Origin of the sequence: Corynebacterium marquesiae, assembly GCF_030229635.1 — a bacterium.
Classification (GTDB): Bacteria; Actinomycetota; Actinomycetes; order Mycobacteriales; family Mycobacteriaceae; genus Corynebacterium; species Corynebacterium marquesiae.
Genome location: NZ_JASPII010000016.1, coordinates 14147 through 28456, shown reverse-complemented (window position 1 = coordinate 28456; position 14310 = coordinate 14147). Strand labels below are relative to the sequence as shown.

General features: G+C 61.2%; 14 protein-coding genes. 9 read left to right on the top strand and 5 right to left on the bottom strand.

Features of this window, described 5'->3' with window-relative positions; translation table 11 throughout:
- Positions 1-348 precede the first annotated feature (348 nt).
- From QP971_RS09875 to QP971_RS09865, 3 genes are read right to left on the bottom strand one after another with little or no spacing between them, the layout of a single operon-like run.
- Positions 349-1086 (bottom strand): sulfite exporter TauE/SafE family protein, encoded by a 738-nt coding sequence (locus QP971_RS09875; RefSeq protein ID WP_269954188.1) that lies wholly within the window; start codon positions 1084-1086, stop codon positions 349-351.
- Positions 1087-1131: 45 nt separating this feature from the next.
- A complete protein-coding gene (locus tag QP971_RS09870) occupies positions 1132-1794 on the bottom strand; it encodes a TIGR03089 family protein (protein WP_284811612.1) in 663 nt (220 codons plus the stop codon).
- 25 nt (positions 1795-1819) lie between these two features.
- Positions 1820-3451, bottom strand: a complete 1632-nt coding sequence (locus QP971_RS09865) for an LCP family protein (RefSeq protein ID WP_198492651.1) — start codon at positions 3449-3451, stop codon at positions 1820-1822.
- 124 nt (positions 3452-3575) lie between these two features.
- Between QP971_RS09865 and QP971_RS09860 the strand changes: the two genes are divergently transcribed.
- From QP971_RS09860 to QP971_RS09850, 3 genes are all read left to right on the top strand, one after another.
- A complete protein-coding gene (locus QP971_RS09860) occupies positions 3576-4475 on the top strand; it encodes a glycosyltransferase family 2 protein (RefSeq protein ID WP_269954191.1) in 900 nt (299 codons plus the stop codon).
- A gap of 101 nt (positions 4476-4576) precedes the next feature.
- Positions 4577-5671, top strand: a complete 1095-nt coding sequence (gene manB / locus QP971_RS09855) for a mannose-1-phosphate guanylyltransferase (RefSeq protein ID WP_179387501.1) — start codon at positions 4577-4579, stop codon at positions 5669-5671.
- Between the two features lie 565 nt (positions 5672-6236).
- Positions 6237-6485, top strand: coding sequence for a WhiB family transcriptional regulator (locus QP971_RS09850; RefSeq protein ID WP_005528147.1), 249 nt, complete (start codon positions 6237-6239; stop codon positions 6483-6485).
- An 82-nt stretch (positions 6486-6567) separates the two neighbouring features.
- Here QP971_RS09850 and QP971_RS09845 read toward each other — a convergent pair whose 3' ends face one another.
- Positions 6568-7038: a metallopeptidase family protein gene (locus QP971_RS09845; protein WP_269954192.1), complete on the bottom strand. Its 471-nt coding sequence runs from the start codon at positions 7036-7038 to the stop codon at positions 6568-6570.
- 96 nt (positions 7039-7134) lie between these two features.
- On the opposite strand from QP971_RS09845, the gene QP971_RS09840 reads away from it, so the two are divergent.
- Together QP971_RS09840 and QP971_RS09835 are read left to right on the top strand one after the other, a co-directional pair.
- Positions 7135-7602: a DUF3499 domain-containing protein gene (locus QP971_RS09840; RefSeq protein ID WP_080970445.1), complete on the top strand. Its 468-nt coding sequence runs from the start codon at positions 7135-7137 to the stop codon at positions 7600-7602.
- 54 nt (positions 7603-7656) lie between these two features.
- Positions 7657-9024 (top strand): phosphomannomutase/phosphoglucomutase, encoded by a 1368-nt coding sequence (locus tag QP971_RS09835; protein ID WP_049378748.1) that lies wholly within the window; start codon positions 7657-7659, stop codon positions 9022-9024.
- On the opposite strand, the gene QP971_RS09830 is transcribed toward QP971_RS09835, so the two are convergent.
- Positions 9021-10376 (bottom strand): FAD-dependent oxidoreductase, encoded by a 1356-nt coding sequence (locus QP971_RS09830; RefSeq protein WP_284811609.1) that lies wholly within the window; start codon positions 10374-10376, stop codon positions 9021-9023. The two genes, QP971_RS09835 and QP971_RS09830, sit on opposite strands and share 4 nt — an antisense overlap.
- A gap of 254 nt (positions 10377-10630) precedes the next feature.
- On the opposite strand from QP971_RS09830, the gene QP971_RS09825 reads away from it, so the two are divergent.
- From QP971_RS09825 to QP971_RS09810, 4 genes are read left to right on the top strand one after another with little or no spacing between them, the layout of a single operon-like run.
- Positions 10631-12307 carry a nitrite/sulfite reductase gene (locus QP971_RS09825; RefSeq protein ID WP_284788625.1) on the top strand — a complete coding sequence of 559 codons (1677 nt, stop codon included), beginning with the start codon at positions 10631-10633 and terminating at the stop codon, positions 12305-12307.
- A complete protein-coding gene (locus QP971_RS09820) occupies positions 12304-12555 on the top strand; it encodes a hypothetical protein (protein WP_284811607.1) in 252 nt (83 codons plus the stop codon). Before QP971_RS09825 ends, QP971_RS09820 begins: the two co-directional genes overlap by 4 nt.
- A 10-nt stretch (positions 12556-12565) precedes the next feature.
- A complete protein-coding gene (locus QP971_RS09815; protein WP_284811605.1) occupies positions 12566-13252 on the top strand; it encodes a sirohydrochlorin chelatase in 687 nt (228 codons plus the stop codon).
- Positions 13246-14295 (top strand): sulfite exporter TauE/SafE family protein, encoded by a 1050-nt coding sequence (locus QP971_RS09810; protein WP_284811604.1) that lies wholly within the window; start codon positions 13246-13248, stop codon positions 14293-14295. Before QP971_RS09815 ends, QP971_RS09810 begins: the two co-directional genes overlap by 7 nt.
- Positions 14296-14310: the final 15 nt, after the last annotated feature.

Below are 14310 nucleotides of genomic sequence, written 5' to 3'. Positions count from 1 at the left end.
ATATAGGCCAAGCTGTTTATTGGTGTTTGTTCCTGCTAAGCGGCTGATAGTGCGTGAAAAAATATTGATGGATGATTGTCTATACAATGGAGAATCGACACGAAGGGAATGGACCCCTATCTGGGGGTATTTGGGTGGACTCTGGGAGGGGTTTAGGAGCCTGACGAAAAGTTGTGGACGCGTCACAATATGCGTCGTACGCTGCATTTAAGCGGCTAGGGAAGGGTTATAAAATGCTTTGTTATGAATGTTACGTGACATAAGTTATAGGCGTTTACATGGCTGAGGTTGGCAGGTTTCGCAACTGGAATCTGCCGGGGCTTTCCGCTGAGGGGGTAGGGCCCGGGGCTAGAATAGGGCCGATTCGACAATCAGCATGAGGGCCGCAGCGATGGCCACGGTGATGACGATACGGTTGAGAAGGTGCCTATCTATAAATCGGTTGAGGTAGTTGGCGGCAATGAGCCCAATGACGACTAAGGGGAAATAGGCTGCCGCGGTGGTGACCTGGGTGCCGCTGATCTGCCCATTGAATGTCAGAATTATAAGAGAAATTAAGGTTCCGAGGACAAAGGTGCCCGCTAAGGTGCCGCGTGTGCGGTTGGGGTCAAAGCGCTTCATGATCAGCGCCATGGGCGGGCCGCCGATGGAGGTTGAGGTGCCCAGGATGCCGGAGACTACGCCAGCGATGAGCGTATTGACGGTGGTGGGGCGAGGGCTCCATCCCAAGCTGGATAGCGTCATAGCAAAAAGTACGGCACAACCGATAAAGATGGACAGCCCATCAGGAGAGAGGCTGGCAATTGCCCAAGCGCCCACTAGGGAACCGGGAATGCGGGCGAGGGAAGAGATGCCGACGACGCGCCAGGACGTCTCGCGGTAGGTGCGCGTGAGCGTATAGCTGGAAATGCACAGCGCGAGCAGCAGAATGAGCGTGGGCACGAGCTCAGGACGAATGAGCGCGATTATGGGCGTGGCAATGGTGCCTAAGCCAAAACCGATGGTGCCCTGTGTAATGGTGCCAGCGAGGATGAGGACGCCGATGAAGATAGAGGACCATGCGTCTACAGAGATTCCCAGAAACATAACGAGGGCTAAGTGTATCTGGGCCCAGTCTGCATTCTGAAACTATTAGAGGCGGGCGGTGGCCTTTTCATTGGCGGCGATTTCCTCCAAGCGTTCGGCCGGGCACATGCCAGCAACGACGATCGCTGAACCGCCAGCGGCTAGGGGCTCGAGCACGGCGCGGGAGAAAGACTCATTATCTGACCAGCCGGTAGAAAGCAGGCGCTCGGCGGTAGCGGGGGCATCGACAAGCTGGGGCAGTGGTTGGGTTTCGCCGAAGTACTGATCGCCGTAGAAGCGCACGGTGGGTCCAAAATCGATGGCTCCTGTGGGCAGCTCCCCGCCGGACTCGACGACGCCGCGGCCAAAGGGGTCCTCGCTAATGAGCACGATATCGGCCTGGGGCTGGCGCTCGTGGGCGGCCGCGTAGCGGGAGGGGGAGGTAAAGACGACGTCGGCAAGCGCGGCAGACTCGCCAAAGCTATAGGAAGGGCCAGAAGCAAGGGCACCCAAGGCTAGAACGGCCGCCTGCCACGAGGAAGGAAGATCGATAGCGATGGTGGAATCCGCCTCTAGGTCGAGCTCTTCTTCCAACATATTGGCGATCTTGGCCACCCAATTGTCGAGCGTTTGCGCGGAAAAATCCATGCGCGCGCCAGTCGCCTCGTTGTACACGGTAAGCCGCGGGGAGGCGGCATCGGCACGCAAAAGATGGGCGAGTAGTTCCATACCCGCCCATCGTAGGGGAGAAGTGCTAGTTCACGCAGCGCGGGCCGTCGCCACCAGCGTCAATCTCCGGGGAGACCTTAGCGGTACCGAAGTCATCGCCCGGGGTGCCTACCGGCTGGCTGGACTTATCCGCCTCCGGCTCCTGGTCGCTAGCTTCCTTATCGGAAGGTCCCTGGTAATCATCGGTAGCAACCACGATGAGGGTGTCATCGTCGAGTTGCGGATTCTCTGCCACCGGCAACCCACCCAGCTTCTTGGCCAGGGCCTTAGCATCCTCGCTCGTCGGATCGGCAGCGACGACCTGCGACTCGCTGTAGATGCCCGGCTGCGCATTCGCGGAGCGCTCCACCGTGTAGCCCTTGCCTTCCAGCCAAGAGCCGATGCCTGATGCCAAGCCATCAATATTGCCGGCGTTGAGGACGTGAATATTGATATTCGGATCGACGTCCTTATCCTTCTCCGCCTTTTCTTGCTTGTCCTTATCTTCAGCCTTGGACTCATCGGTGGCTTCATCGTGTGTCTTGGCCAGGTCTTCCATGAAGCGGTGGACCTCGGCGGCATCGATGGTGACGATGGATTCGCCATAATCGCCCTGGCCGTCGATGGAGGTTACCGGGATAGTGGTGAAGGTGACATTGCCGCCGGCAAGGCCGGCCAGCTGGGTGACAAAGCCCATGATGTCCCAGCCATCATCAATGACCACGGAGCGCTCTACCGCCTTGGCAATCTTGGACAGTTTGGAAGGATTGGCCAGGGTGTCATTGTCCAGGATCTTATTGACTAGGGAAGCCATGAAGGCCTGCTGGCGCACGATGCGGTCGAGGTCGCCGCGCGGGAGGTTATAGCGCTGGCGCACGAAAGCCAGGGCCTTGGCGCCGTCGAGGGTCTGCTTGCCCTTGCTGAACTTAGCACCAGACATGTCATCATCAACATCATCGTTGAGGCAGACATCCACGCCATCGACGGCGTCAGTTAGCAGGGTAAAGCCCAACAGGCCCACCTCCGCGTAATGGTCGATGGAAACACCAGTCAAGGTGCGCACCATGGCCAGCAATCCTTCGCGGCCGGCTTCGACGCCCTGCTTTTCGATGTCCTTATCCGAGTGCGGCTTCTTTTTACCCTTAGCCTCCGCCTCGGCATTTTCCTGCTCGAGCTCTTCCACCTTGGCGTTCTTATGGGAGGCGAAGACAGCATTCATCTTCATATTGCCGTAGTCCGGATCCTTGACATAGGTATCGCGCGGAATGGATACGGCGGTAGCGCGGGAACCGTCCTCCGGAACGCGGATGAGCATCATGGTGTCGGTATTTTCCTCACCATCGGCCACGCCGGCGTGCAGGTCCGCCAATTCCTTCTCAGAGAGGGGATCGCCTTTGGCGTCGGTACGCGAATCCTTGCCCACCAGCAAGATATCCACTGCGCCATCGAGCGAGTTACCCGACAAGCCCTGGCCGTCCAGGGACAAGTCCGTGGCCGAAGACATGCCATTATCCAGCCGGCCCACGGTGGCATAACCCACGCCAGATACCACCAGGATCAAGGCAGACAGGAGTGCCACGATCGCCTTGATGGCCGTGGAACCTTTTTGCTTTACCGCACTAGCGGCAGAGGGCGCCGGCTGGATGGTGCGCGCCCGGCGGGTGTTCTCAGAAGTCACAAGTGGAGGCTTTCTAGATTGGTGGGGATCTGGAGACAGTTTAGGGCAGAACGGGCAAAAATTAGTGATCCGTGTCCGATTTCGCGTGTTCGGGTAGTGTCCCTGCCCCGTGCGAGGAGCGCCAGTGACTAAGCTCGGGGCCATTGTGACTACACCAAATCAATCCCCGCTGGCCGTGATCACCGTGACCTATAGTCCCGGCGAATACCTCGGTAGTTTTTTGGACTCCCTGCAGGGCGCCTGCGCTCGCGGCACCAAGGTCGTGCTTGCGGATAATGGCTCCACCGACGGCGTGCCCGAGGCCGCTGCCCGCGAGCGCGCTGAGGTGGACTTTCTCGATACCGGCGGAAATATCGGCTACGGCGCTGGCATGAATGCGGGTGCCCGCTTCGCCCGCGAGCGCGGTGGCGTGGATGAGGAATTTTTCCTTATCTCTAATCCCGATGTCACCTTTACCCCGGGATCTATTGACCAGCTCATCGAGTGCGCTCGCCAGTGGCCGGATGCTGCGGCCGTGGGCCCGCGCATCGTGGAACCGGATGGCAGCAATTATCCCTCGGCCCGCGCCGTGCCCACCGTGGCGACCGGCATTGGGCACGCACTCTTTTCTTCGATCTGGCCCTCCAATCCATGGTCGCGCGCTTACCGCGATGAAGCCGATATGACCGCCCAGCGCCCGGCCGGATGGTTATCCGGTTCCTGCCTTCTTGTGCGCTGGGAGGCCTTCGAAACCATCGGCGGGTTTGATGAGCGCTATTTCATGTACCTCGAAGACGTGGATCTAGGAGATCGCTTCACGCGCGCCGGCTACCAGAACATCTTCTGCCCGGAGGCCGTCATCAGCCACGCTAAGGGGCATTCCACCCAAGCGCACGCCGGCGCGATGCTGCGCGCCCACCACAACTCCGCCTATCGCTTTCAGGCAGACCGCCACCCCGCATGGTGGCAGGCCCCACTGCGCGGAGCGTTGTGGCTGGGACTGCGAGTCCGCGGGCTTATTGCCTCGGCTTCGGCGCGTTCTTAAGGTTCAGTGCGCGTGCCGTTGACCTGGATTGCGCGCCATACGCTCTACACTGTCCCTCAGAAAATCACAGAATAAAACTGTCCGCATACATAAGGAAGACTATGACTGAAGCAGCCACCACCCACGGTGCCAGCACGGATGCAGTGATTCTCGTCGGCGGCCGCGGCACCCGCCTGCGCCCACTAACCATCGGTACGCCGAAGCCGATGCTGCCGACGGCAAACTACCCGTTCCTGCAGCACCTGCTCGCCCGCATTAAGGCCGCCGGCATTGAGCACGTCGTCATGTCTACCTCCTATAAGGCCGAGGTCTTTGAGGAGTACTTCGGTGATGGCTCCGATCTGGGCTTGGAGATCGAGTACGTGGTGGAAGAGACCGCGCTCGGCACCGGCGGCGGCATCCGCAACGTCTACGACAAACTGCGCAATGACACGGTCATGGTCTTCAATGGCGACGTGCTCTCCGGCATGGATCTGGAAGGGATCCTCACCACGCACCATGACAAGGACGCCGATGTCACCATGCACCTGCTCAACGTGGCTGACCCACGTGCGTTTGGTTGCGTGCCGACCGACTCTAACGGCCGAGTCACCGCGTTCCTAGAAAAGACCGAGGATCCGCCAACCAACCAGATCAACGCCGGTTGCTATGTATTCAAGCGTTCCGTCATCGAGTCCATTCCGGCCAACCGCGTTGTTTCCGTGGAACGCGAAACCTTCCCAGGGCTCTTGGCTGAAGGCCGCTTGGTTGTCGGTCACGTAGACAACTCCTACTGGCGCGACATGGGTCGCCCGGATGACTTCACCCGTGGTTCCTCTGACCTGGTGCGCGGCATCGCGCCGTCCCCGCTGATTGAGGGTAAGACCGGCGAGTCCCTGGTGGATCCCTCCGCCGGTATCGCCGGTGGCGTGCTGCTGCTGTCCGGTACCGCCGTGGGCCGTGGCTCCGAGGTGGGCGCGGGTTCCCGCCTAGAGGGCACCGTTGTCTTCGACGGCGTGCGCATTGAACCGGGCGCCATCATCCACAACTCGATCATTGCCTCCGGCGCCCACATTGGCGCCAACGCGGTCATTGAGAACTGTGTCATTGGTGAAGGCGCCCACATCGGCGCACGCTGCGAGCTTCTCGACGGCATGCGTGTCTTCCCCGGCGTTTCCATCCCTGATGCCGGCGTGCGTTTTAGCTCCGATGCTTAACGCTTGTGCAGCGGTCTGGGCACTGCACTAGGTCCAGCTGACATAGGCCGAACTGAGGACAATGGAGCCTCGGTTCGGCTTCTCTTTGTATGGGGCCACCGAGCCCGTCTGTCCGCACCGACCGACATGATGCGAACTCTGCACAGATCTGAAGTGCATGGATCCCTTCTTTGCGGGGTTGTACGCGCGACACGCCGGGATTTCCTGAAAATTGTTGACAGAAAAACAGGGTACCACTACATGTAGTACCCCCTACCTACACCCCCGCGGGGGATCAGTTGTTACAGATGTGACGGATGGGGATCGTGTGCTGCGTTTTTGCCGGAAAGTGCGAAGAAGCCGCCAATTCGGGTTGACGATATTTAGTGATCCGGTGTGAAATTACATCAGTGAAAAAACAGCGGCCGGCGCCGTTACTTCCACACCATCCCGGCGGGGCTACCCAAGGAGAATGTGGTGTACAGTCGGTCGCACTGATGAGAATTACCCAACCTCGGAGAAAGGAAAAGGCGTGGACAAAATGGCTAATAACAACGCCATTCTCCGTGGCGGTGCTGCCGCAGAGATGTCGCTCGATGAACTCTTCGGTGCCGTCGAGCAGGAGTGGCAGGACCAGGCGCTGTGCGCGCAGACCGACCCTGAAGCATTCTTCCCTGAAAAGGGAGGCTCTACCCGTGAGGCCAAGCGTATCTGCCAGGCCTGCGCGGTGCGCGATGAATGCTTGGAGTACGCGCTGGAGCACGATGAGCGCTTCGGTATTTGGGGCGGGCTATCGGACCGTGAGCGCCGCCGCCTCAAACGTGAGATTGGATAATTAAGGTGTCCAGTAAGGCCCCTGGCTGGCACGCAATGTGCGGCCAGGGGCTTTTCTGCTGCGCCGCGAAACTTACCGGGGGCTACCAGCTATAGCGCGGATCCACTTCTTCGGGGTCTAAGTTGAGGTAGTTGGCCACCAGCGCAGTAATAACGGTGCCTAGGAGCTCGGAGCGCTCGGACGGGGTGGAGGCACGTTGTTCGATGGGCATGCGGAAAATGACCAAGCGTGCGCGGGTGGGCTGGCCCTCGGCATCTACGCCGGCGGGAACCACGCGGCCGAGGGGAACTGGGCCATCGGCGATAATCTCATCCGGTAGCACGGTCATATCGGGCGAAAGCCGCATGCGCGGGATGGTGTCTACAGCCAAGTCGAGGCCTCGCAATTGTGGCGCGAAGGCGTTTTGGATGGGGGCATAGGCCTCCAATACGGCCATGTCGAAGTGCTCGCGCGCGCTGCGGTAGCGCGGGGTCTGCTGGGGGAGGAGAGGTCCGCGCATGCCGTGGCCGTGGCGGTCGCGGGCGGGGCGGATATGTGGGCGAGCGGCGGTCATGACTTTGATTCTAAGGTGCTGGCGGGCTGGATTTAGCGGAGCCACGCCGGGGCGAAGACTATCTAAATCTCAACTAAGGGTTTAGACTTATGCGCTGTGACTATTTCTCGCCATTGCTCCCGCCCAGGCTGCGGCCGCCCCGCCGTGGCGACATTGACCTACGCTTACGCGGACCAGACGGCCGTCGTTGGGCCGCTGGCGGAAGAGGAAAACCCACACAGCTGGGATCTGTGCGCCACCCACCGCGACCGCATCTCCGCCCCAGTGGGTTGGGAGCTGGTGCGTGTGGACCGCATCGAGCTGGATGAGGAAGATGACCTGATGGCCCTGGCAGAGGCAGTCAAGGAAGACGGTCGCGTGACCACCGGCTTGGTCGATGACCGCAGCGCCGGCTCCGGTACAGACCCTATCGACTATTCCGCGACCTTTGATGGAGCGGACCCTGCCAATTCGAATCACCCGGTCTTTCGCACCCGCCGCGTGGCTTATGCCAAAAAGGCGCGCCGCGCGCACCTTTCGGTCGTGCCCGATGAAACGACGCCCGCGGAACCGGAACAGGACTGACACGAACCCCGTGGTGCGGTAGTTTCCCAGCGGGCGGGGGTACTATTGCAGGTTATGCGAACTCGTGAGCATCTTGATGCAGTAATTAAGGCCTATGACGTCCGTGGCGTGGTGGGCGAAGATATCGATGAGAACTTCGTGCGCGATACGGGCGCCGCGTTTGCCGCCATCCTGCGGGAAGAAGGCGAAAATACCGTAGCAGTCGGCCACGATATGCGCCCGTCCTCGCCGTCTCTGGCGCGCGCTTTTGCTGAGGGTGTGACCTCGCAGGGCCTCAACGTGACCCTGCTGGGGCTAACCTCTACCGACGAGCTCTACTACGCCGCCGGTTCCCTGGAGTGTGCGGGCGCTATGTTTACCGCCTCTCATAACCCGGCCAAGTACAACGGCATTAAGCTCTGCCGCGCCGGCGCGGTACCGGTGGGCCAGGAGACCGGCTTGGAGCAGATTAAGCAGATGCTTATCGACGGCACCCCGGAGTTCACCGGCACCGAGGGCGCAATTGCCGAGCAGGAGATTCTTGCCGGTTACGCCGACTTCCTGCGCAAGCTGGTGCCGCTGGAGGAGTCCAAGCCGCTTGTCGTAGCTGTCGATGCCGCCAACGGTATGGGTGGCCACACCGTGCCGGCCGTCTTCAATGACTTGCCTTTCGACGTCCGCGATTTGTACTTCGAGCTCGATGGCACTTTCCCGAACCACGAGGCGAACCCGTTGGATCCAAAGAACCTCGTAGACCTGCAGAAGTTCACCGTGGATCAGAAGGCCGATATTGGCTTGGCCTTCGACGGTGATGCGGACCGCTGCTTCGTGGTGGATGAAAAGGGCCAGCCGGTTTCTCCGTCTGCCATCTGTGCACTGGTGGCGGAGCGCTACCTAGAGAAGTTCCCCGGCGCTACCATTATCCACAACCTGATTACCTCCAAGACCGTGCCGGAGCTCATTAAGGAAAAGGGCGGCACCCCGGTGCGCACCCGCGTGGGCCATTCCTTCATCAAGGCGCAGATGGCCGAGCACCAGGCCGCCTTCGGTGGCGAGCACTCCGCGCACTACTACTTCCAGGAGTTCTGGAACGCCGATTCCGGCATGCTTGCGGCGATGCACGTGCTGGCCGCTCTGGGCCAGTCCGATAAGCCGCTGAGCGAGCTCATGGCGGAATACTCCCGCTACGAGGCCTCCGGCGAGATCAACTCCACCGTGGAGGACCAGAAGGCCGCTACCCAGGCAGTACTGGATGAGCTGGCGGATAAGATTGAGTCCGTCGATGAGCTCGATGGAGTGACCGTCGAGCTCAAGGGAACCGAGGCATGGTTCAACGTGCGCGCGTCCAATACAGAGCCGCTGCTGCGCCTCAATGTAGAGGCAAAGACCGCCGACGAGGTGCAGTCCATCGTCGACGAGGTCCTAGCCATCATTCGCCGCTAAACTTCGGCGCGCGAGTGGGAGACCATGTCCTCCCACTCCACAAACTTCTTACGCTCGCGGCCTTCGCGCTCGCCTAGTGCGCGCTCGGCCGCGTCCAAGCGCTGCCAATCCTGCCACGTCAGATAATCGATACCGCGCTCGGCAAAGACTTCGGTGATGTCCGCGGCGCTGGAGGGGGAGGGGAGGGCGCCAGAAGCGGCGTCGGCAAGCAGCATGCCAATCGTTTCCGTGGCATCGGACTTGGTATTGCCAATCAAACCCACCGGGCCGCGCTTAATCCACCCGGTGGTGTAGAGGCCCGGCACTACCGCGCCGGACTCATCAATGACATGGCCACCGTCATTATTGATGACGTTCTTCTCTTGGTTAAAGGGCACGCCATCGACCGCATCGGAGCGGTAGCCGGTGGCGAAGTAGACCGCCTGCACCGGCCATTCGGTGAATTTGCCGGTGCCGTGCACGCTGCCATCGCCGTTGAGCGCGGTGCGCTCAGTCTTGATGCCGCTGACCTTGCCGTCCTCCCCCAAGATCTCTACCGGCTGCTCAAAGAGGTGGATCTGCAGGGTGTGTGGCGCCTCCTTGGGATCGCGGATGGCATACTGCTCGAGCACCTGGCACACCAAGTCGGTGGACTTGCTTTCCTGACGCGCGGCGAGCGAGGCTTCGTCATAGTCAATGTCTTCCGGCGAGACCACAACATTGATGGACTCGGAATGGTCCAGCTCCTTGAGTTCCTGCGGGGTAAACTTGGCCTGCGCTGGGCCGCGGCGGCCGAAGACGCGCACGGTCTCAGCTTGGTTCTTGGCCAGGGACTCGTAGACATTATCGGGGATCTCGGTGACCTTGAGCTCATCGCCGGTTTTGGCCAAGATGCGGGAGACGTCCAAGCCCACATTGCCCACGCCAATGACTGCCACCTCCTTGGCGGAGAGATCCCAGTCTCGCTCGAAGCGCGGATTTCCATCGTAGAAGCCCACGAACTCGCCGGCGCCATGCACGCCGTCCAAGTCCGCGCCAGGGATATCGCGGTGACGGTCGCCCACGGCGCCAGTGGCAAAGACCACGGCATCGTAGTGTTGCTGTAGCTCGTCGACGGTGATGTCACGGCCGATGTGCACGTTGGTCAACAGTCGAATCTGCTCGGTGTCGAGCACGCGGTGCAGGGACTTGATAATGCCCTTAATGCGCGGATGGTCCGGCGCTACACCGTAGCGGATGAGACCGAAGGGCGCGAGCATCTGCTCGATGAGGTCAATCTGTACCTCGCCGCCGGTCTTTTTCACCAGGATATCGGAGGCGTAAATGCCGGCCGGGCCTGCGCCGATGACGGCTACTTTCAAGGGCTGATTCATACTGCGTGAATGCCTTTCTCTTAATCGCGGGGGTCTAGACCGCTAGGTTCATTTTTTGTGGTTTATCTTTCTGGCAATTGAACCGTTTAGTCTGGGTTGCGGCAAGGAGTTGAATTAGATTCTAAAAATTGTCTCCCTTTTGGCCAGTTCAGGTCGATTTTCTGCTTGAAAATAAAAAAGACCGCTTTGTCTACTCGATTTAGACGGGTAGGTTGTCTTTCAATACTTTGGAAAGGCAGGTTGAGATCTACACCATGACCACCGCGACTAGTACCAAGCGCACGCCCCGCGCCAAAAAGCCCGAAGGCCAATGGAAGATTGACGGCACCGAGCCCCTCAATAACGATGAGGTAATTAAGCAGGAAGACGGTGGGCTTTCTGCCAAGCAGCGCGTCATCGATATCTATTCCAAGCAGGGATTTTCCTCTATCCCAGCCGATGACCTAGCCCCTCGCTTCAAGTGGTTGGGCCTTTATACTCAGCGCAACCAGAACTTGGGCGGCGAGATGACCTCCAAGCTGTCTAACGCGGAACTGCAAGACGAGTACTTCATGATGCGCGTGCGCTTCGACGGCGGCCGTGCCGATCCTGCCAAGCTGCGCGCCGTCGGTGAGATCTCGCGCGATTATGCCCGCTCCACGGCGGACTTTACCGACCGCCAGAATATCCAGCTGCACTGGATTCAAATCGAGGATGTGCCCACCATTTGGGACAAGCTCGAGTCGGTAGGTTTGAGCACGCTCATGGGCTGCGGCGACGTGCCGCGCGTCATTTTGGGCTCTCCGGTTGCCGGCGTGGCCGAGGACGAAATTATCGATGCCACCCCAGCCATCGAAGAAATCAAGAATAACTACCTGCCGCGCGAGGAATTCCATAACTTGCCGCGCAAATTCAAGACCGCTATCTCCGGCAACTCCCGCCAGGATGTCACGCACGAGATTCAAGACGTTGCCTTCGTGGGCGTGAACCACCCAGAGTACGGTCCGGGATTCGATTGCTTCGTTGGCGGCGGCCTGTCCACCAACCCGATGCTCTCGCAGTCCCTCGGCGCCTGGGTTCCCCTAGAGCGCGTGCCGGAGGTCTGGGCCGGTGTGGTCGGCATCTTCCGTGACTACGGCTTCCGCCGCAATCGCAACCGTGCCCGCCTGAAGTTTCTCGTCGCCAAGTGGGGCATCGAAAAGTTCCGCCAAGTGCTGGAGGAGGAATACCTGGACAAGCCGCTGTTGGATGGCATCCCACTGGAGGTCGAGCCTGGCTCCCGCGATCACCTTGGCGTGCACCGCCAGAAAGACGGCAAGTTCTACGTCGGCGTAAAACCCACAGTGGGCCACGCCACCGGCGAGCAGCTCATCGCCATTGCGGACGTGGCCGAAAAGTTCGGCATCAGCCGCATCCGCACCACCCCGATGAAGGAATTGCTCTTCCTCGATGTGGAGGAAGAAGACATTCCGGCGCTCTCCCGCGCGCTCGATGAAACCGGCCTGTACTCCCAGCCATCAGAGTTCCGCCGCGGCGTCATTTCCTGCACCGGCCTGGAATTTTGCAAGCTCGCGCACGTGACCACGAAGGCCCGCGCCATCGAGTTGGTCGACATCCTGGAAGACACCTTGGGCGATTTGGACGTGCCGATTTCCATCGCGCTCAACGGCTGCCCCAACGCCTGTGCGCGTTCGCAGGTATCGGACATCGGCCTGAAGGGCCAGATTGTTACCGATTCCGAGGGCAACCGCGTCGAGGGCTTCCAGGTCCACCTGGGCGGCGCCCTTGGCTTGTCCCCGGACTGGGGCCGCAAGCTGCGCGGCCACAAGGTCGTCGCCGATGAGGTGCCCGAGTACGTCATTCGCTTGGTCAATAAATACAAAGAACAGCGCGAGGAAGGCGAGCAATTCCGCCACTGGGTCTTGCGTGCCAAGGAGGAGGACTTGCAGTGAATTTTCGCCGCCAGCCCAACCCCAACCGCAACCATCCCAGCTTCTGCCCTTATTGCGCCGGCACCGACCTCTTCCCGGATGAGGAAGATGACTTTGCCTGGAAGTGCCAGGAATGCCTGCGGATTTTCTCCGTGCGCTTTCACGGCCAAGACGATGCCCCGGTAGCCCCCGCACCGGCTGTGTCATCCAATGAGGCCCTAAAGCGCTCGCTTACCCGCCGCGGACACTCCACGGCGCCGAAGGCTTAAGGATGTCTCCATGCCCGCACTTATTACCCTGTCCCACGGTTCGCGGCACCCAGGCGCCGCGGCCGGCATTGAGCGCCTGACCCAGGCCGCGGGTCTGCGCCCAGCCCGCGCGGCGCACCTGGAATTCAACGAGCCCGACCTCACCACGGCCGCGCTCGAGCTCGCCCAGCTAGGGGAGACCGAGGCCGTGGTAGTTCCGCTGCTTTTTACCCAGGGCTACCACCAGCGCGTGGACGTCCCGCGCGCGCTTGCCGACGCCTCCAAAACCTCCCACCTTTCCCTCCACCTCGCCGCAGGCCTCGGCACCGGCGAGGACCTCGCCCGCGTGCTCGCCTCCCGTACCCGGCCTGGCGATGCCCATGTGGTCATCTATTCCGTTGGTTCCTCCGATTCCACGGCGAATGATGCCATCCGTGAGCTCGCCCACCGCACCTTCGCGCTCACTGGCGTACCCACGGCGGTGCAGTTCGCCACCCGCGGTGGTCGCGAAGGGATTGTGTCCCTGTGCCGCGAGCATAAAGACCCCGCCCGTGTACGCGTGATCCCACTCTTCGTGACCGAAGGCCTGCTCCTGGACCGGTTGGCGGGCGTACCCGCGACCGTCGACCGTCCGCTAGGCACCGACCTCGCGGGCCTCGTCGCAGATCGCTTTCACCACGCCCGCCGCGCCGCACAGGAGGTGTTCGCGCCATGTTAACCCTCATCCTCATCGCGCTCGCCGGTGCGGCCGCAAACCTCGTGGACGGTGGCATCGGCATGGGCTTCGGCGTCACCTCTACCACGATGTTGTTGCTGGCTGGCCTCGGTCCCGCGCAGGCCTCGGCCGTCGTCCATACCGCCGAGCTAGGCACCACGGCCATCTCCGGATTGAGCCACGCGCGCTTCGGCAACGTGGACTGGCAAACCGTGGTCCGACTGGGCGTGCCGGGCGGGATCGCGGCCTTTTTGGGCGCTACGTTGCTGTCGAATATCTCCACCGGGGCGGCCGCGCCGGTGACCGCACTCATCTTGGTCGGCATCGGCGCCAACCTCATTTGGCGTTTCTCCCAACCGCGCTGCCGTGGCTCCGCCTATAAGCGCACCCACTCCACGCCGTTTCTCGCCGGCCTTGGCCTTGTGGGCGGATTCGTCGATTCCACCGGTGGCGGCGGCTGGGGTCCGGTGTCGACCTCAACACTCATGGCCATCGGCCGCGAGCAGCCGCGCCGCATTGTGGGTACGGTCAATGCCGCTGAGTTCCTTGTGACTTTCGGCGCTACCGCAGGCTTTATCGTCGGGCTCTGGCACGATATCGTCGCCAACTTAGCCGCAGTCATCGCCCTGCTCATCGGTGGCGCCATCACCGCGCCCATCGCCGCGTGGCTTATCTCCCGCATCAACCCGGTCCTGCTCGGGGGATTCGTCGGCACGGCCATCGTGGGCCTGAATATCAGCAAAGTCATCGGCGGTGCCGAGACGTACTTCGGCTGGGCAGTGCCTTCAGCAATCACCCCGGCGGTCGTCGCCGTCGTGGTCGCGGCTGGTGTGGCCGCCACCATCCGTGGCGCGCTGCGCACCAGGCGTGCACGTGCGGCGGAATTGGAAGCCGAAAACGCCGAGGAAGCCGCCCATGCTGATTTCCATGCGCCTGATTATCCGGAGCGCGTCGCCGCAGCTTGTCGCGACCACGGTTCGCGCCGGTCCGGCGTCACCATCGTGCAGGACAAGGCGCCTGAAAGCCCCGCCGCGGACCGGACGTAGCGCTTTCACCGCGAC